This is a genomic window from Actinorugispora endophytica (assembly GCF_004363075.1).
Lineage (GTDB): Bacteria > Actinomycetota > Actinomycetes > Streptosporangiales > Streptosporangiaceae > Actinorugispora > Actinorugispora endophytica.
The window spans coordinates 514,830-531,447 of record NZ_SNYN01000001.1; the positions used below are offsets into that span (position 1 = coordinate 514,830).

The 16,618-nt window shown below is 71.9% G+C and carries 16 protein-coding genes, 1 tRNA gene and 1 riboswitch; of the genes, 8 read left to right on the top strand and 9 right to left on the bottom strand.

All coding sequences use genetic code 11. The annotated features are described in order from the left end of the window. Positions 1–108: 108 nt before the first annotated feature. Both EV190_RS02355 and EV190_RS02360 read left to right on the top strand, forming a co-directional pair. Positions 109–1,758, top strand: a complete 1,650-nt coding sequence (locus tag EV190_RS02355) for a DNA repair helicase XPB (RefSeq protein ID WP_133739716.1) — start codon at positions 109–111, stop codon at positions 1,756–1,758. A gap of 85 nt (positions 1,759–1,843) precedes the next feature. Next, positions 1,844–2,566 carry a polysaccharide deacetylase family protein gene (locus EV190_RS02360; protein ID WP_133739717.1) on the top strand — a complete coding sequence of 241 codons (723 nt, stop codon included), beginning with the start codon at positions 1,844–1,846 and terminating at the stop codon, positions 2,564–2,566. A gap of 309 nt (positions 2,567–2,875) precedes the next feature. On the opposite strand, the gene EV190_RS24400 is transcribed toward EV190_RS02360, so the two are convergent. Further along, positions 2,876–3,241 carry a hypothetical protein gene (locus tag EV190_RS24400; RefSeq protein ID WP_341770504.1) on the bottom strand — a complete coding sequence of 122 codons (366 nt, stop codon included), beginning with the start codon at positions 3,239–3,241 and terminating at the stop codon, positions 2,876–2,878. A gap of 121 nt (positions 3,242–3,362) precedes the next feature. Between EV190_RS24400 and EV190_RS02370 the strand changes: the two genes are divergently transcribed. Beyond that, complete coding sequence (locus EV190_RS02370; RefSeq protein ID WP_133739718.1) at positions 3,363–3,785, top strand: NUDIX hydrolase; 423 nt, start codon at positions 3,363–3,365, stop codon at positions 3,783–3,785. Between the two features lie 76 nt (positions 3,786–3,861). Here EV190_RS02370 and groL read toward each other — a convergent pair whose 3' ends face one another. The 3 genes from groL to thrC form a co-directional block, all read right to left on the bottom strand. Next, positions 3,862–5,487, bottom strand: coding sequence for a chaperonin GroEL (groL, locus tag EV190_RS02375; RefSeq protein WP_133739719.1), 1,626 nt, complete (start codon positions 5,485–5,487; stop codon positions 3,862–3,864). 346 nt (positions 5,488–5,833) lie between these two features. Further along, positions 5,834–6,112 carry a MoaD/ThiS family protein gene (locus tag EV190_RS02380; protein WP_133739720.1) on the bottom strand — a complete coding sequence of 93 codons (279 nt, stop codon included), beginning with the start codon at positions 6,110–6,112 and terminating at the stop codon, positions 5,834–5,836. 101 nt (positions 6,113–6,213) lie between these two features. Further along, positions 6,214–7,482, bottom strand: a complete 1,269-nt coding sequence (gene thrC, locus EV190_RS02385) for a threonine synthase (protein ID WP_133739721.1) — start codon at positions 7,480–7,482, stop codon at positions 6,214–6,216. Positions 7,483–7,492: 10 nt separating this feature from the next. After that, a riboswitch (SAM riboswitch) is annotated at positions 7,493–7,632 on the bottom strand. Between the two features lie 263 nt (positions 7,633–7,895). Here thrC and EV190_RS02390 point away from each other — a divergent pair. Both EV190_RS02390 and EV190_RS02395 read left to right on the top strand, forming a co-directional pair. Beyond that, on the top strand, positions 7,896–9,335 hold the full coding sequence (locus EV190_RS02390; RefSeq protein ID WP_133739722.1) for an alpha,alpha-trehalose-phosphate synthase (UDP-forming): 1,440 nt from the start codon (positions 7,896–7,898) through the stop codon (positions 9,333–9,335). Positions 9,336–9,448: 113 nt separating this feature from the next. Beyond that, the gene (locus tag EV190_RS02395; RefSeq protein WP_208112990.1) at positions 9,449–10,066 is read left to right on the top strand and encodes a Uma2 family endonuclease; all 618 of its coding nucleotides are present in this window, start codon (positions 9,449–9,451) and stop codon (positions 10,064–10,066) included. Here the strand turns inward: EV190_RS02395 and otsB are convergent. Both otsB and EV190_RS02405 read right to left on the bottom strand, forming a co-directional pair. After that, complete coding sequence (otsB, locus tag EV190_RS02400; protein ID WP_133739724.1) at positions 10,055–10,873, bottom strand: trehalose-phosphatase; 819 nt, start codon at positions 10,871–10,873, stop codon at positions 10,055–10,057. The genes EV190_RS02395 and otsB overlap by 12 nt on opposite strands. A gap of 80 nt (positions 10,874–10,953) precedes the next feature. Then, the gene (locus EV190_RS02405) at positions 10,954–11,277 is read right to left on the bottom strand and encodes a DUF3263 domain-containing protein (RefSeq protein WP_243742286.1); all 324 of its coding nucleotides are present in this window, start codon (positions 11,275–11,277) and stop codon (positions 10,954–10,956) included. A gap of 181 nt (positions 11,278–11,458) precedes the next feature. Between EV190_RS02405 and EV190_RS02410 the strand changes: the two genes are divergently transcribed. Both EV190_RS02410 and EV190_RS02415 read left to right on the top strand, forming a co-directional pair. Further along, positions 11,459–12,298, top strand: coding sequence for an SAM hydrolase/SAM-dependent halogenase family protein (locus tag EV190_RS02410; protein ID WP_133739725.1), 840 nt, complete (start codon positions 11,459–11,461; stop codon positions 12,296–12,298). A 75-nt stretch (positions 12,299–12,373) separates the two neighbouring features. Further along, positions 12,374–13,615 carry a S8 family serine peptidase gene (locus tag EV190_RS02415; RefSeq protein WP_133739726.1) on the top strand — a complete coding sequence of 414 codons (1,242 nt, stop codon included), beginning with the start codon at positions 12,374–12,376 and terminating at the stop codon, positions 13,613–13,615. Here the strand turns inward: EV190_RS02415 and EV190_RS02420 are convergent. Beyond that, positions 13,605–14,627, bottom strand: a complete 1,023-nt coding sequence (locus EV190_RS02420; RefSeq protein WP_133739727.1) for a serine hydrolase domain-containing protein — start codon at positions 14,625–14,627, stop codon at positions 13,605–13,607. The genes EV190_RS02415 and EV190_RS02420 overlap by 11 nt on opposite strands. 473 nt (positions 14,628–15,100) lie before the next feature. Here EV190_RS02420 and EV190_RS02425 point away from each other — a divergent pair, with 473 nt between their 5' ends. Beyond that, the gene (locus EV190_RS02425) at positions 15,101–15,445 is read left to right on the top strand and encodes a MazG nucleotide pyrophosphohydrolase domain-containing protein (RefSeq protein ID WP_133739728.1); all 345 of its coding nucleotides are present in this window, start codon (positions 15,101–15,103) and stop codon (positions 15,443–15,445) included. 86 nt (positions 15,446–15,531) lie between these two features. Here the strand turns inward: EV190_RS02425 and EV190_RS02430 are convergent. Both EV190_RS02430 and rlmB read right to left on the bottom strand, forming a co-directional pair. Next, a tRNA-Thr gene (locus EV190_RS02430) sits at positions 15,532–15,604 on the bottom strand. A 41-nt stretch (positions 15,605–15,645) separates the two neighbouring features. Then, entirely contained in the window at positions 15,646–16,602 is a 957-nt protein-coding gene (gene rlmB, locus EV190_RS02435) for a 23S rRNA (guanosine(2251)-2'-O)-methyltransferase RlmB (protein WP_133739729.1), read from the bottom strand. Between the last annotated feature and the right edge of the window lie 16 nt (positions 16,603–16,618).

The following is a 16,618-nucleotide window of genomic DNA, read 5'->3' on the forward strand; positions in this document are numbered from 1 at the left end:
CATCAGCACGCCGATCCCCCCGCCGGAAACTCCACAGCGCGGTCGCCGCGGACGTCCACCGGACCGGAGGACGGATAGCCTGGAGCGTCGCGCCGAGAGGAGACGCCCGTGTCCGGTCCGCTCATCGTCCAGTCCGACAAGACCCTGCTGCTCGAAGTCGACCACGAACTGGCCGCCGAGTGCCGGCGGGCGATCGCGCCGTTCGCGGAGCTGGAGCGCGCCCCCGAGCACATGCACACCTACCGGGTGACGCCGCTGGCGCTGTGGAACGCGCGGGCCGCCGGGCACGACGCCGAGCAGGTCGTGGACGCGTTCGTCAAGTACTCGCGCTACCCCGTGCCGCACTCGCTCCTGGTGGACATCGCCGAGACGATGGACCGCTACGGGCGGCTGCGGTTGCTCGCCCACCCCGTGCACGGCCTGGTGCTGAACGCGCTCGACCAGGCCGTGCTCGAGGAGGTCGTGCGCGCCAGGAAGATCAAGCCGATGCTGGGCGAGCGGGTCGAGCCGGACACCGTCCCGGTGCACCCGAGCGAGCGCGGCAACCTCAAGCAGGCCCTGCTCAAACTCGGCTGGCCGGCCGAGGACCTGGCCGGCTACGTGGACGGCGAGGCGCACCCGATCGAACTGGCGCAGGACGGCTGGGAGCTGCGCGGCTACCAGCGCGAGGCCGCCGAGAGCTTCGACGCGGGCGGGTCGGGCGTGGTCGTGCTGCCGTGCGGAGCCGGAAAGACCATCGTGGGCGCGGCGGCCATGGCGCTGGCCGGCGCCACCACGCTGATCCTGGTCACCAACACCGTCTCGGTGCACCAGTGGCGCTCGGAACTGCTGCGCCGCACCTCGCTCACCGAGGACGAGATCGGCGAGTACTCGGGCACCCGCAAGGAGATCCGGCCGGTCACCATCGCCACCTACCAGGTGATGGCCGCGCGCCGCAAGGGCGTCCACACGCACCTGGAGCTGTTCGAGGCGCGCGACTGGGGCCTGGTGGTCTACGACGAGGTCCACCTGCTGCCCGCGCCGATCTTCCGGATGACCGCGGACCTGCAGGCGCGCCGCCGCCTCGGGTTGACCGCGACCCTGGTGCGCGAGGACGGACGCGAGGGCGACGTGTTCTCCCTGATCGGCCCCAAGCGCTACGACGCTCCCTGGAAGGAGATGGAGAACCAGGGCTGGATCGCCCCCGCCGACTGCGTGGAGGTCCGGGTCACCCTGACCGAGTCCGAGCGGCTGGCCTACGCCACCGCCGACCCCGGGGAGCGCTACCGGTTCTGCGCCTCCACCGACGCCAAGACCGAGGTCGTACGCGAACTGGTGCGTCGGCACGAGGACGAGCAGGTGTTGGTGATCGGTTCCTACATCGACCAGCTGGACGAGGTGGGCGCGGCGCTGGACGCCCCCGTCATCAAGGGCGAGACGCGGGTCGGGGAACGGGAGCGGCTGTTCGACGCGTTCCGCTCCGGCGAGCTGCGCACCCTGGTGGTGTCCAAGGTCGCGAACTTCTCCATCGACCTGCCCGAGGCCGCCGTGGCCATCCAGATCTCGGGCTCCTTCGGCTCCCGCCAGGAGGAGGCCCAGCGACTGGGCCGGGTGCTGCGCCCCAAGTCCGACGGCCGGGCCGCCCGCTTCTACGCGGTGGTGGCCCGCGACACCCTCGACCAGGACTACGCCGCGCACCGCCAGCGCTTCCTGGCCGAGCAGGGCTACGCCTACCGGATCGCGGACGCCGACGACGTGGTCGCGGGCCGGGAGGTCTGAGCCGCTCCCCGAAGCCCGGGACGGAGGGGCCGGCCGGTGCTAGCATCCCGGTGCCCCTCCCCTTCCCCTCATCCCCGGAGCCGCCATGTCCCGGCTACGCCGCGGCCTGATCACCGCGACCGTCCTCCTCGTCAGCCTCGCCCTCGTGCTCTTGGGGACGAACACGCTGATGAACTCGCGCACCTTCCAGCTCACCGGTGAGATCGTCCACCGGGTGGACACGGACGACCGCGTCGTGGCGCTGACCTTCGACGACGGTCCCACCGAGCACGCCGAGGAGGTGGTGCGGACGCTGGACGGGCTCGGCGTCCGGGCGACCTTCTACGTGACGGGCCGGGAGCTGGAGGAGAACCCCCGGATGGGGGCGCTCATCGCCGAGGCGGGCCACGAACTGGGCAACCACACCTACTCGCACCAGAGGATGGTCTTCCGGTCCGCCGACTTCACCACCTCGGAGATCGAGCGCACCGACGCGGCGATCCGCGAGACCGGGTACTCCGGCGAGATCACGTTCCGCCCGCCTAACGGCAAGAAGCTCTACATCCTCCCGAGCTACCTGGCCGAGCACGACAGGACCACGGTGACCTGGGACGTCGAGCCCGATTCCGCGGAGGTCTCGGACGCCGGGACGATCGCCGAGGCAACCGTGCGCCAGGTGCGTCCCGGGTCGATCGTCCTGCTGCACCCGATGTACGACGCCCGCACCCCGACCCGCGACGCGCTCTCCTCCATCGTCGAGTCCCTGACAGCCGACGGGTACCGCTTCGTGACCGTGTCCGAGCTGCTGGCCCTGCGCCCTTCCCGCTGACCGTGGCCCTTCCGGGGTCTCGGAGACGGTTGAGACCCCGGGAAGGCCGGGACCGGCACTTCAAGGCCCGGGAGGCTACGGGGTTTCCGGTGCGGGGGTGGCTCGGGCACCGGTGCTTCGGAGGCTTTTCGGCCTCATGTCGTGCGGATCGCGGGGTCACGGCGGGCGGCGAAGGCGGGCGGGGGTCGGGGCCGCGCCCACCCGGAATGATCACGGGCTTTCCACCCTTCCCGGCCCCGAAACGGGCAGAAAGCCCAAGACCGTCAACAAAACCACCGGTGCCCGAGTCATCCCCGCGCCGGAGACTCCCTAGATCGCCGGCAGCGAGCCCACGATCAGGGTTCCGCCCGCGATCGCCCAGGCCACCAGGGAGTAGCCGAGGGTCTGGGCGCGCAGGACGGACCTGGCCCGCAGCGCCGGGGTGGCGAAGGCCGCGACCATCAGGATCAGGGCGAGCATCGCCGGGATCAGCGACGCGATGGCGAACAGCGCCATCTGGTCGACGCACTTCTGATAGCCCTGGACCAGTGGGTCACCGCAGAACACCCTGTCTCCCGACTCCGTGAAAACCAACAGCGAATAAGCGGCCGCCATCGCGGCGCCCGCGACCACCAGACCCGTCAGCACCGCGGAAACCGCGCGTACTCCCCCGAACCGGTCGTGTGAGGACGACACCTCCTGACCGTACCCCGGACGACCGATCCAGATCGAACGTCACCCCGAAACCGCCGGGGAGCGACACGAGGGAATGGCCACACGGTGTCGGTAAGGACCCCGCGGTCCGTAGGGTTGGACCATGGACATCCCCGACACCGCACCGCCCGCCGTCGTGGACGCGCTGGCATGGGTGCACGTCCGTGACGGGCGGGTGCTCAAGGTCCGCTCGACCGGCAAGGACGCCTTCTACCTGCCGGGCGGCAAACGCGAGCCCGGTGAGAGCGACGCCCAGGCGCTGGTGCGCGAGGTCTCCGAGGAGTTGTCGGTCCGGCTCGACCCGGCGACGCTGGCACTGTTCACGGTGGTCGACGAGGCCGCGCACGGCTATCCCGAGGGCACCAGAGTCCGGTTGACCTGCTACACGGCCGAGTCCACCGGTGAGCCCGTCCCCAGTTCGGAGATCGCCGAACTGGCCTGGTTCGGCCCCTCCGACGCCGCCCGCTGCGCCCCCGCGGGGGTTCGCGTCCTGGCCGAACTGACCGCGCGGGGGATGCTGTTCTGAGAGACGGGTCCGGCCGCACGCGAAAGGGGCGGCCCCCGAAAGGGCCGCCCCCGGGTGGAGCGGTGAGCGGTGCGGACTAGAAGTCCATGCCGCCCATGTCGCCGCCCGGAGCGGCCGGAGCGGCCTTCTCCGGCTTCTCGGCGATGACGACCTCGGTGGTCAGGAACAGACCGGCGATGGACGCGGCGTTCTGCAGGGCGGAGCGGGTGACCTTGGTCGGGTCGATGACGCCGTCCTTGAACAGGTCGGTGTACTCACCGGTGGCGGCGTTCAGGCCGACACCCGCCTCCAGGTTCTTCACCTTCTCCGCGACGACGCCGCCCTCGAGACCGGCGTTGACCGCGATCTGCTTCAGCGGCTCCTCGACGGCGCGGCGCACGATGTCGGCGCCGATGGCCTCGTCGCCGGCCAGCTCCAGCTTCTCGAAGGCCGGGACGCTGGCCTGGAGCAGCGCGACGCCACCACCGGGCAGGATGCCCTCTTCGACGGCGGCCTTCGCGTTGCGGACGGCGTCCTCGATGCGGTGCTTGCGCTCCTTGAGCTCGACCTCGGTGGCGGCACCGGCCTTGATGACGGCGACGCCGCCGGCCAGGCGCGCGAGGCGCTCCTGCAGCTTCTCGCGGTCGTAGTCGGAGTCGGTGCGCTCGATCTCGGAGCGGATCTCGTTGACCCGGCCGGCGATCTGGGCGGCGTCACCGGCGCCGTCCACGATGGTGGTCTCGTCCTTGGTCACGACGACCTTGCGGGCGCGGCCGAGCAGGTCCAGCTCGGTGCTCTCCAGCTTGAGGCCGACCTCCTCGGTGATGACCTGGCCGCCGGTCAGCACGGCGATGTCGCCGAGCTGGGCCTTGCGGCGGTCGCCGAAGCCGGGGGCCTTGACCGCGACGGACTTGAAGGTGCCGCGGATCTTGTTGACGACGAGGGTCTGCAGCGCGCCGCCCTCGACGTCCTCGGCGATCACCACGAGCGGGCGACCGGCCTGGAGGACCTTCTCCACGACCGGCAGGAACTCGTTGTTGTTGGAGATCTTGGAGTTGGCGATGAGAATGTAGGGGTCCTCCAGCACCGTCTCCATGCGCTCCAGGTCGGTGGCGAAGTAGGGCGAGATGTAGCCCTTGTCGAAGCGCATGCCCTCGGCGAGCTCCAGCTCGAGCCCGAAGGTCTGCCCCTCCTCGACGGTGATGACGCCTTCCTTGCCGACCTTGTCCATCGCCTCGGCGATGTACTCGCCGATCTGGGGGTCGCCGGCGGAGATGGAGGCGGTGGAGGCGATCTGCTCCTTGGTCTCGATCTCCTTGGAGAGGTTCGCCAGCTCCTCGCTGATGCGGGCCACGGCGGCGTCGATGCCGCGCTTGAGGCCGACCGGGTTGGCGCCCGCGGCGACGTTGCGCAGACCCTCGCGTACCAGGGCCTGGGCCAGCACGGTGGCGGTGGTGGTGCCGTCACCCGCGACGTCGTCGGTCTTCTTGGCGACCTCCTTGACGAGCTCGGCCCCGATCTTCTCGTACGGGTCCTCGAGCTCGATCTCCTTGGCGATGGAGACGCCGTCGTTGGTGATGGTGGGCGCGCCCCACTTCTTCTCAAGGACGACGTTGCGGCCCTTGGGGCCGAGCGTCACCTTGACGGCGTCAGCGAGCTGGTTCATGCCGCGCTCGAGGCCGCGCCGGGCTTCCTCGTCGAACGCGATCAGTTTGGCTGCCATAGAGTTCTGGTCCTCCCGAGACCGGGCTGATACGCGAAGGAACGAGCGATGCCCGCGACGGACGCCCGCGACCCGACCGGCAACCCGTCTGCCGGAGGCCACGGCCTCATCTCTCGATCCGTGATTAGCACTCCCGATGCGAGAGTGCTAACGGTCTTCTTTTTAGCACTCTCCTCGGGAGAGTGCAAACGCCCTCGCGGTTTCTCTCAACGGAAGCCACCCGCAGGTCAGAGCCGGGAAAACCGGTTCCCGCCAGGAACCCGGGCACGCTCGGAGGCCGTTCCCGGACAGGAAAACGGCCGGAGCGCTCGGCGCGCTCCGGCCGTTCAGGGTGTCCGGGGACGGGTCAGCAGCCGCCCGCGACCGCCGGGATGATCGAGACCTGGCTGTTCTCGGGGGTCTCGGTGTCCAGGCCGTCGGCGAACCGGACGTCCTCGTCCCCCACGTACACGTTGACGAAGCGGCGGATCCTGCCGTTGTCGTCGAGGATGCGGGCCCGGATCCCCGGGAAGTTGGCCTCCAGGTCGGCGAGCACCTCCTTGAGGGTGCCGCCGTCGGCCGCGACCTCGGCCTCGCTCTTGGTGTAGGTGCGCAGGATGGTGGGAACGCGGACGCTGACGCTCATGGCTGTGGGACTCCTCTGTTCGTGCTGCTGCTCGTCGGGAACGGACCGGCCGCTCGAAAGGGCGGCCGGGATCGGGCCGGAGGAGGCCTCCGGGTGCCTGCTCAGAGCAGGCCGGCCTCCTTGAAGGCCCCCAGGGACGGCTTGATCGTCGCGGTGACGCCGGCGCCGGACACCGCGTTGAGCGTCTTGAGCCCGTCACCGGTGTTCAGCACCACGGTCTCGGCCTCCGGGTCGAGCAGCCCCTTGCCCAGGAGTTTGCGCAGCACCCCGGTGGTGACGCCGCCCGCCGTCTCGGCGAAGACCCCCTCGGTGCGCGCCAGCAGCCGGATCGCGTCGACGATCTCGGGGTCGCTCACGTGTTCCACCGCGCCGCCGGTGCGGCGGCAGATGTCGAGCACGTACGGCCCGTCCGCGGGGTTGCCGATCGCCAGCGACTTGGCGATGGTGTCGGGCTTGACCGGCTGGATCACGTCGTGGCCGTTCTCCCACGCCCTGGCCACCGGGGAGCAGCCGGTGGCCTGCGCGCCGAAGATCCGGTACGGCCTGTCCTCGACGAGGCCGAGCTTGACCAGCTCCTGGAAGCCCTTGTCGATCTTGGTCAGCTGGGAGCCCGAGGCGATCGGGATGACGATCTGCTCGGGGAGGCGCCAGCCCAGCTGCTCGGCGATCTCGTAGGCGAGCGTCTTGGAGCCCTCGCCGTAGTAGGGGCGCAGGTTGACGTTGACGAACCCCCAGTCCTCACCCGCCGGGTCCCCGATGAGCTCGGAGCAGAACCGGTTGACGTCGTCGTAGTTCCCGTCGATCGCCACCAGCCGGCCGCCGTAGACAGCGGCCATGACGACCTTGCCCTCCTCCAGGCCCGCCGGGATGAACACGCAGGACTCGAACCCGGCCCGGGCGGCGGCCGCCCCGACCGCGCCGGCGAGGTTCCCGGTGGACGAGCAGGACAGGGTGGTGAACCCGAAGGTGCGCGCCGCCTCGACGGCGATCGCCACGACGCGGTCCTTGAAGGAGTGCGTCGGGTTGCCGGAGTCGTCCTTGACGTGCAGGGAGCGCAGCCCCAGTTCCGCGGCGAGGCGGTCGGCCCTGACCAGCGGGGTCTGGCCGGGGTTCATGTTCGGCAGGTCCTGGACGTTGCCCGGGACCGGCAGGAGGTCCTTGTAGCGCCAGATGTTGTTCGGTCCCCGGGCGATGGACTCGCGGGTGACCCGTCCGAACTCGTAGGCCACTTCCAGCGGGCCGAAGCACTCGGTACACGCGAACCGCGGACCGAGTTCGTAGCGCGCGCCGCACTCGCGGCAGGACAGCGCGACGGCGGGGCCGAAGGCGTCGGTGGCGGACGTGGCGGGTTCCGTGGCGGCAAGCACCATGAGGCGTCTCCCCTCATCTTTCCCGCGCCGCTCTGGCGACGGGACGGAGTTGGCACCTGTCCCGGTCGCCCCGCACTTGACGAGAAACGTGTACCGGGATGGTTGCCGGGGCTTCGCAGGGCCGTATCCCTCCACCCCTCTGGATGAGCAATATGAAGTTGTCGCCCGGTTTCGCGCCGAGACCTGTCGGTCACTCTAACCGACGGCATGTCGGATTTTCCATCCGGGGTCGCCCCCGTTCCACGGCCCCGCCCGGGGGCGTGAGAAAGCCCTCCCGGGGGAAGGACGGGTTTGCGGAGGGACGCCCCGGGCGAGACATACCGAGAACGTCACGTGACCCGCCTCCCGTCACCGTATGGGCGGTGTAGTCAAATGGGGCATCCGACCCGAACCGCTGAGAGGTGGACCAACAGGTGGACAAGGCACAGATCCTCGTCGCTTCCAACAGGGGACCGGTGTCCTTTTCGATCGGGGACGACGGCTCCGTCAACTCGCGCAGGGGCGGCGGGGGGCTCGTCTCCGGACTGAGCTCGGTGACCGCCGAGACCGACACCCTGTGGGTGTGCGCGGCGCTGTCCGACGCCGACCGCGAGGCCGCCTCCGCCGCGCCCGAGGGCCGGCTGGACAAAGCGGGGCACGACCTCGGCGGGGCGCTCGTGCGCATGCTCGACATCCCCGCCGGCACCTTCGCCAACGCCTACAACTCCGTGGCGAACTCCACACTCTGGTTCGTCCACCACATGCTCTACGACACCCCGAACAAGCCCGCGTTCGACGCGGGCTTCCACGCCGAGTGGGAGGACTACCGCGCCTACAACTCGGCCTTCGCCGAGGCGCTGCTCACCGGCTCCGCCGAGGGCGCGAAGGTGGCCGTGCAGGACTACCACCTGGCACTGGTGCCCCGGATGCTGCGAGGCCGGCGCCCGGACCTGCGCATCGCGCACTTCTCACACACGCCCTGGGCCCCGCCGGAGTACTTCCGGATGCTGCCCGGCCGGGTCGGCCGCGAACTCCTGGAGGGCATGCTCGGCGCCGACCACGTCGGCTTCCTCAGCACGCGCTGGGCGGACGCGTTCCTGCGGTGCTGCGAGACGTTCCTGCGCGCCGAGGTGAACTGGGAGAACCGGACCGTGGACTACGGCGGCCGGGTCATCCAGGTGGGCGTGCACGGCCTGGGCGCGGACGCCGACGGACTGCGTGAGAGGGCCTCCGCCGAGGACGTCGCCCAACGGCGCGCGGCGCTGCGCGAGCTCGTGGGCGACCGCAGGCTGGTCCTGCGCGTGGACCGGACCGAGCTGTCCAAGAACATCGCGCGCGGCATGGCCGCCTTCGGCGAGCTGCTGCGCGACCGGCCCGAATGGCGCGGACGCGTCACCCACCTGGCGTTCGCCTACCCGAGCCGCGGGGACGTGGCGGAGTACCGCGCGTACACCGAGTCGGTGCGCGCGGCCGCCGAGGCGGTCAACGCCGAGTTCGGAACCCCCGACTGGACCCCGGTGGTCCTGGAGGTCAACGACGACTACCCGCGCTCGCTGGCGTCCTACCAGATCGCCGACGTGCTGCTGGTGAACCCGATCCGGGACGGCATGAACCTGGTCGCCAAGGAGGGGCCGGTGCTGTCCGAGAACGGGGTCGCCCTGGTGCTGTCCACCGAGGCGGGGGCCGCCGACGACCTGGGCTCCGACGCGCTGCTGGTCAACCCGTACGACGTGAGCGAGACCGCCGCGGCGCTGCACGAGGCGCTGGCCATGGACGGCGACGAGCGCAGGAAGCGCAACGACCGCCTGGTCGAGGCCGCGGTGGCGCTGCCCCCGCAGCGCTGGTTCCTGGACCAGCTCCGGGCCCTGGGCTGATCTCGCGTCGCCTGGTCTGGCCGCATGCGGCCAGACCAGGCGATATCACCGCTTCCGACCTTGACCGTCACCCAGGGTCGCCATACTGGTTTCCATGCACGACGGGAGGCAATATGGCAGTCATGACTATTGGCGAGACACGCGCACCGCACCGGCGGTTGACCTCGGAGGACCTGCTGCGGATGCCGGACGACGGTCGCCGGTACGAGCTGGTCGAAGGGCGGCTTGACGTGTCGCCCGCACCGGTGTTCCTGCACACCCTCATCGAGTCCCGGTTGACCATCTATCTGGGCGGTATCGCGCCGGACGACCTCATGGTGCTGTCCGGCCCGGGGATCGACTTCGACGCCGACCGCGCCCACCACCGCATCCCCGACCTCGCGGTCATCCACTCTGCGGACGCCGAGCGGCCCTACCTCACCAGGCCGCCGCTGCTGGCCGTCGAGGTGGTCTCGCCCGAGAGCGTGTTCCGCGACCACCACACCAAGCTGCGCGAGTACGCCGGGTTCGGCATCGGGTCGTACTGGATCGTCAGCCCCTCGACCGACAAGCCCGGCATCGCCGAGTTCCGCCTCGACGGCGACCGCTACGTCGAGACCGCCCAGGTGTTCGGCGAGGACGTCTTCACCACCGACGCGCCCTTCCCGGTCCGGATCGTCCCGCACTGGCTGCTGGCGGACGGCCCCTGGAAGAAGCGCATCGGCGGCGAGGAAGCGGACTCAGACTCCTAGCGTCCGGGCCAGGTCCTCCAGGAACGCCACGACCCCGGCGGGGCCGTCCACGACCAGGTCGGCCCGCGCGGCCAGTTCGACGACCTCGGCGGAGCCGCTGCACAGCTTCAGCCCGGGAACGCCGTCGGCGCGCAGGCGCTCGACGGCGTCGAAGGCCGCCAGGTCCCCCAGGTCGTCCCCCGCGAACAGCACCGTCTCCGCGCCCAGGGCGCCGGCCAGGCCGGTGAGCGCCACGCCCTTGTCCATGCCGGGCGGGCGCAGTTCGATGACCATGCGGCCCGGCTCCACCGCGAGTCCGGCCCGCTCCGCCAGGTCCGCGAGCGGGGCGCCCAGCAGGTCGAGCGCGCCGTCGGGGTCGGCGGTGCGCCGCGTGTGCACGGCCAGGGCGTGGTTCTTGTCCTCGATCCAGGTGCCGTCGGGCGCGCCGAGCCGCTTGAGCACCCCGGGCAGCGCCGCGCGCACCCGGGCCACGCCCGGCGGCGGGTCGGGCACGGCGAGGCGGCCGTCCTCCCAGCGCTCCCGGCCGTACTGGCCGAGCACCGTGAGGCCCGGCACCGCGTCCAGCCCCCCGTACTCCACGGCCACTGCGGCGGGGCGGCCGGTGACGACGGCGACCGCGCGCACCCGGTCGGCCAGGGCGCGCAGCGCCGGGACGACGCCCGGGTGCGCCCGGGAGTCGCGCGGGTCGGGCACGATCGGGGCGAGGGTCCCGTCGAAGTCGAAGGCGAGGAGGGCGCGGCCGGGCTCGCTCTGGATGCGGTCGAGCGCGGCGCGGCCGTCCGCGGTGGTCGGGCGGTACGGAGTCATGGGCGGCTTCCCGTTCGGTGGTGGGACGTGCGCCGCGCCGGTCGCGGCGCTCGACGGGGAGCGGGTCGGCGTCCCCGGGGCTACAACTGGATGCCCAGCTTGCGGGCGGTGCGCTGGCGGCGGCGGTCGGCACGCCGCCTGCGGAGCCGTTTGACGGTCATGGGGTCGAAGACGAGCGCCTCGGGGCGCTCGATCAGGCCGTTGAGGAGCTGGTAGTAGCGGGTCGGCGAGAAGCCGAACTCGTCACGGATGGCCTGCTCCTTGGAACCCTCGAACTTCCACCACTGGCGTTCGAAGGCGAGGATCCGCTGCTCGCGTTCGTCCAGTCGGGGTTCGTCGACGGGTATCGCCCCGTCTGCTGGGAGATCGGACGGATCCCGGTCTCTCGGCCCTGCATCGGACATTGGGCGCCTCCTCGTCCGGATTGGCGCGACTTATGCTAGCGAGTCCACATGAACCCGGGAACGCGTTCCGCCGGACGGCCCTCCCGTACTCCGGAGGCTACCCGACAGGGCCGCGCGGCAGCGGGCGGGAAGAGGGCCCGCCCCTCCCGGCCGGGTGAGCCGACCGAAGGAGCGACCCGGCATGACCGACCCAGGCGGCCACAGGTGCCTGTCCTTCCTCACCGACTACGGAACACGCGACGGCTTCGTGGCCGCCTGCCACGGCCAGATGCTGCGGCACGCCCCCGGCCTGCGCGTCGTCGACATCACGCACGAGATCCCGCCGGGGGACGTCCGGCGCGGCGCGACCGTGCTGGCCGACACCGTGCCCGAGTTCCCGCGCGCGGTGCACGTGTGCGTCGTGGACCCCGGGGTGGGCACGGAGCGGCGCAGCGTCGCGCTGGCCGCCGGGGGGCACGTCCTGGTCGGCCCGGACAACGGCCTGCTGGTCTGGGCGGCCGAGGCGCTCGGCGGGATCGACGCGGCCTTCGAGCTGACCGACGAGTCGCTGTGGCGGCGTCCGGTGTCCGACACCTTCCACGGCCGGGACGTCTACGCCCCCGTCGGCGCGCGGATCGCCGCCGGCCTGCCCCCGGCCGGGGTCGGCCCGGAGCTGGACCCGGCGGGCCTGGCCCGGCTGCCCGAGCCGCTCCGTGAGGTCTCCACGGGATCGGCCCGCGGCGAGGTGCGCGCCGTCGACCGGTTCGGCAACTGCCAGTTGTCCCTGCGGCCCGGCGACCTGCGCGCCGCCCTCGCCGGAGCGTCCGCGCCGGACGCGCTGACCGTCCGCCTGCCCGGCGGCACCCGTCCGCTCGCCGCGGCCCGGACCTTCGGCGCGGTCGGGGCAGGCGAGCCGCTGCTGCTGACCGACTCGGCCGGGAGGCTGGCCCTCGCGGTGAACGGCGGCAGCGCGGCCGAGGTGTTCGGCCTGGACGTCGGTGATCCGGTCGAGCTCGGAGCGCACCCGCGCATGACAGAATGACCGGACCTCGGGGGCTGCTGCGGTCGGGCCGCGCGGGGGAGGGAGCCATCGGCCGTCGGGGAGGGTTGCACCGCCATGCGCATGACACGGACCGGGACACTCATCGCGCTGGGCGCCTGCGCGGCGGTCGTCGCCGGACCGCTCACCGTTCCGGCCGCGGCCGACGTGGCGGACCTGCGATACGACCAGTGGGGGCTGGAGACGGTCGGCGCCTCCCAGGTGTGGGAGACCACCCGGGGCGCGGGTGTCACGGTGGCCCTGCTGGACACCGGTGTGGACACCGAGCACCCCGACCTCGGCTCCGTCACCGCCGGCCCCGACCTCACCGGGCAGGACCTGGCGCCCGGCAGCGAGCACTACGGCGTGCACGGCACGATGATGGCCGGGATCGTCTCCGCGAGCGGACACGGCGTCGAACACAGCGGCGGGGTCATGGGGGTCGCCCCCGACGCGGACCTCCTGTCGGTCCGGGTGGCGCTCGACGAGGACGACCCCGAGCGGGGCGACTTCCCCGGCGGAGCGGGGTCCGGCAGCGCGCTGGCCGAGGGCATCCGGTACGCCGTGGACCAGGGCGCGCAGGTCGTCAGCGTCTCGCTCGCCGACGCCAACGCCGGTTCCGAGGGCCGCGAGGACGAGCAGCGGGCCATCGACAACGCGCTGGCCAACGGCGTGGTGGTGGTCGTCTCGGGTGGCGACGGCGGCGTGGACGGCGGGCCGGCCTATCCGGCCGCGTACGAAGGCGTGCTCGCGGTGGGGTCGGTGGGCGAGGACGGACTGGTGTCGGACTTCTCCAGCCGCCAGGACCACATCGCGCTGACCGCGCCGGGCGAGGAGATCATCGCCCCCGCTCCGAACAGCGAGTACCTGGCCGCCACTGGCAGCAGCGCCGCGGCGGCGTTCACCTCCGGCGTCGCCGCGCTGATCCGGTCGCGGTATCCGCAGTTGAACCCCGAGCAGGTCACCGAGGCGCTCCTCTCGGGCTCCGTGCTCCCCGAGGGCGCGGAAGGGCAGCCGGGCTACGGAGCCGGGGTGCTGAACGCGCCCCGGGCGATGGCGGCCGCCGACGTGATCGCCGCCGACGTGCCCGCCTTCGACCCCGAGATCGCGGAGGAGCTCGCCGACAGGCCGCTCGTCCCGACGTGGGCGCTGTGGGCGGGCGGCGCGGTGCTCGCCGTCGTGCTGGCCGTGGCGGGGGGCCTGCTGCTGCGCAGGCGCCTGTCCAACCCGTACGACCTGCCCCCGCGCGAGGCCCCGCCCGAGGGGCGGACGCGCCGCAGGAGGCAGCGCGGCGGCCGTCGGCGCAGGATCACGCGCTGAAGGCCGCGCGAACCGTCGCCCGCAGGTCGAACAGCCCGGGGCGCCGCCGCCCGTAGTGCACGGCGTTGGTGAGCAGACCGACGTAGCGGCCGCTCCGCGGGTGCAGGTACAGGCTCGTCCCGGTGAAGCCGTTGTGGTAGACGAGGCCGTCGTCGGTGACCAGCCAGGCCAGCCCCCGGGAGTAGTGCTCGTGCACCACTTCGTGCGGCGTCCAGCTCTGCCTGACGAAGCTGGTGAACGGGTTCGCGCCGTGTTCCCCCATGTGCCGCGACAGCAGCTCCCGGGCGAACACGCCCAGGTCCGTGGCGGTGCTGAAGACGCCGGCGTGCCCGGCGACGCCGCCCATGAGTGCCGCGCTCTCGTCGTGTACGACTCCCCAGGTGGCCGCGGCGCCGGGGATCCGGCGCTCGGTGGGGGCGACCGAGGCCGTGCGCGGCAGCGGGCCGTACGTCGTCGCCGTCATCCCGGCCTCCCGCCACGCCTCGCCCGCCAGCCGGTCCAGGGGCCGCCCGTACAGGCGCTCCAGCAGCAGCCCCAGCAGGATGAAGCCGCGGTCGATGTAGCGGTACCCGGGCTCCTCCAGCTCCTCGGAGAGGATGGCCTCGGCCAGCGGCTGCTCGGTTCCGACGTAGCGTTCGAGCCAGGTCACCGGGTTCAGCCGGGACGTGTGCGTGAGGATCTGCCGGGTCGTCACCGCGCCGCCCGGGTACGGCCCTCCCGGGTGGTAGCGGGCCATGGGGGCGTCCAGGTCCAGGAGCCCCTCCCCGACCGCCCGGCCGACCAGGATCCACGTGGCCATGATCTTGGTGAGGCTCGCCACGTCGTAGCGCACGTCGGGCGCGGTGACCGCCTCCCCGCACTCGGTTCCCACCCGTCCGACCGGGACGAACTCCCACATCGTTCCGGAACCGACCACCGCGACCCCGCCGGGCAGCCATTCGGCGTCGACCATCACCTTCAGGACACCGCGCAGCTCCGCGCCGGTCGCCGCCACCCAGTCCCCGTCACGCACACTCTCTCCTCGCCTTGCCTGTCCCCACCCCCCGGATACCCGAACCGGAACCGGATCTCACCCGGGCGGAATACGGACGGAACTTTTCAGCCGGGTAAAAACCGGGCCTCGGCGGCCCGGATCACGGTGACAAGGGACGCCTCCGACCACTTCACCACGGAGGCACCCCTTCAGGCCGAAACGGCAGGGACCGACACACCGCGCGCCCCGGACGAAAACCGGTTCCGCGTGAACCCGTCGGGCCGCGGGCCCGAACCGGTCCGCTGGCCACCGATCGCGTGGAGGGCCCGGCCCCGTCAGCCACGACGAGCAGCGGAAGGAAGCGTGGCTTCGGAGGAACACCGTCCGGCCCGGTACGACTTCTGGAAGGCTCGGTACCGGGCTTCGCGCAGGGCCTGCGGGAACCGCCGGGGACAAGGCCGGGGCCCGGCCAGACCGGGCATCGGACGACGGGAGTGGGGAGTGCCCTCGAAGTGGACATCGAACAGCTGTCGGCCGCGGTCGAAGAGGTCTCGAAGGGCTACGCCGCCAGGTTCGACATCGAGCGGAGTGCCGACTGGTTCGTCCTGAAGCTGCACGAGGAGCTCGGCGAACTGACCCAGTGCCACCTCATGGCCACGGGCCGGGCCCGCCCCAAGGGCCGGTCGGCCGAGGAGATCCGGGACGACCTCCACGCGGAGATGGCCGACGTCCTCAGCCACGTCCTGCTCCTCGCCCGCTTCCACGGGGTGGACCTGGAGGCGGCGGTGACGAGGAAGTGGCTGTCCCGCGACTCCCGGACGGCCGCCCCCTCCCCCGCCCCCGGCTCTCCCGGGTGAGACCGCGGACGGGAACGGCCCGTCCGGACGAATCCGGACGGGCCGTTCCCGTCAAGCCTGCCAAGTGCCGCTTCTTCGGTTGTGAGAGCCGGCGAGGGGACTTGAACCCCTAACCTGCCGCTTACAAGGCGGCTGCTCTGCCAATTGAGCCACGCCGGCCGGTGTCGAGACACCCACGGGGAATGGTACCGGTTCCGGAGTCAGTCCGCTGACGAGCGGCGGCGGGCGACCTCGTAGAGGGAGACCCCGGCGGCCACGGAGGCGTTCAGGGACTCCGCTCCACTGATCGGGATACCGGCCACGGCGTCGCAGGACTCGCGCACCAGGCGGGACAGGCCCTTGCCCTCGGAGCCGACCACGACCACCAGCGGACCGGTCGTCAGTTCGAGGCGGTCGATGCTGGTGTCGCCGTCCGCGTCGAGGCCGACCACGAAGAGGCCCGCCTCCTTGTACAGCTCCAGGGCGCGGGTCAGGTTGACGGCCTGGGCGACGGGCAGGCGCGCGAGGGTGCCGGCCGAGGTCTTCCAGGCGGCCATGGTGACTCCGGCCGCGCGGCGCTCGGGGATGAGCAGGCCGTTCGCCCCGAAGGCCGCGGCCGAACGCGCGATGGCGCCCAGGTTGTGCGGGTCCGTGACCCCGTCCAGGGCGATGATCAGCGGAACCGTCTCGCCCGCCAGGGCCGCGTCGAGCAGGCCCTCGGCGTCCCAGTAACGGTAGGGGCGCACCTGCAGGGCGATGCCCTGGTGGACCGCGCCCGGCAGACCGTTGCTGTCGCAGCGGCGGTCCAGCTCGGAGCGGTTGATCTCCAGGATCTCGATGCCCTTGGCCCCGGCGAGCTTGGTGGCCTCGGTGATCCGGTCGTCGGGGTCGAGGCTGTTGGACAGGAACAGCTTCGCGGCGGGCATGCCCGCGCGCAGCGCCTCCAGGACCGGGTTGCGGCCGATCAGCAGCTCGGCGCCACCCCCCTTGGTCTGCGCGACGGGGTGCGCCGGCCCGCTCGGCCTGCCCTGGGCGCGCTTGGCCGCGGCAGAGCGCTGCTTGCCGCTGTACCAGTGCCGCTCCTCAGCGGGGAGCGTTCCCTTCTTTCCCTCCAGCGAGCGGCGGCCCTTGCCTCCGCTTCCCTTGGTCGGACCCTTCTTCGTTCTCTTCGACGGCATGGTGCCCGTCCTCTCT

Coding starts and splice junctions, on each gene's coding strand:
- EV190_RS02380 (WP_133739720.1), bottom strand. CDS start 6,112: ATGAGCGTCAGCGTCCGCGTTCCCACCATCCTGCGCACCTACACCAAG.
- EV190_RS02405 (WP_243742286.1), bottom strand. CDS start 11,277: ATGTCCGATGCAGGGCCGAGAGACCGGGATCCGTCCGATCTCCCAGCA.
- EV190_RS02360 (WP_133739717.1), top strand. CDS start 1,844: ATGTCCCGGCTACGCCGCGGCCTGATCACCGCGACCGTCCTCCTCGTC.
- EV190_RS02415 (WP_133739726.1), top strand. CDS start 12,374: ATGCGCATGACACGGACCGGGACACTCATCGCGCTGGGCGCCTGCGCG.
- rlmB (WP_133739729.1), bottom strand. CDS start 16,602: ATGCCGTCGAAGAGAACGAAGAAGGGTCCGACCAAGGGAAGCGGAGGC.
- EV190_RS02395 (WP_208112990.1), top strand. CDS start 9,449: ATGGCAGTCATGACTATTGGCGAGACACGCGCACCGCACCGGCGGTTG.
- groL (WP_133739719.1), bottom strand. CDS start 5,487: ATGGCAGCCAAACTGATCGCGTTCGACGAGGAAGCCCGGCGCGGCCTC.
- EV190_RS02370 (WP_133739718.1), top strand. CDS start 3,363: ATGGACATCCCCGACACCGCACCGCCCGCCGTCGTGGACGCGCTGGCA.
- otsB (WP_133739724.1), bottom strand. CDS start 10,873: ATGACTCCGTACCGCCCGACCACCGCGGACGGCCGCGCCGCGCTCGAC.
- EV190_RS02410 (WP_133739725.1), top strand. CDS start 11,459: ATGACCGACCCAGGCGGCCACAGGTGCCTGTCCTTCCTCACCGACTAC.
- thrC (WP_133739721.1), bottom strand. CDS start 7,482: ATGGTGCTTGCCGCCACGGAACCCGCCACGTCCGCCACCGACGCCTTC.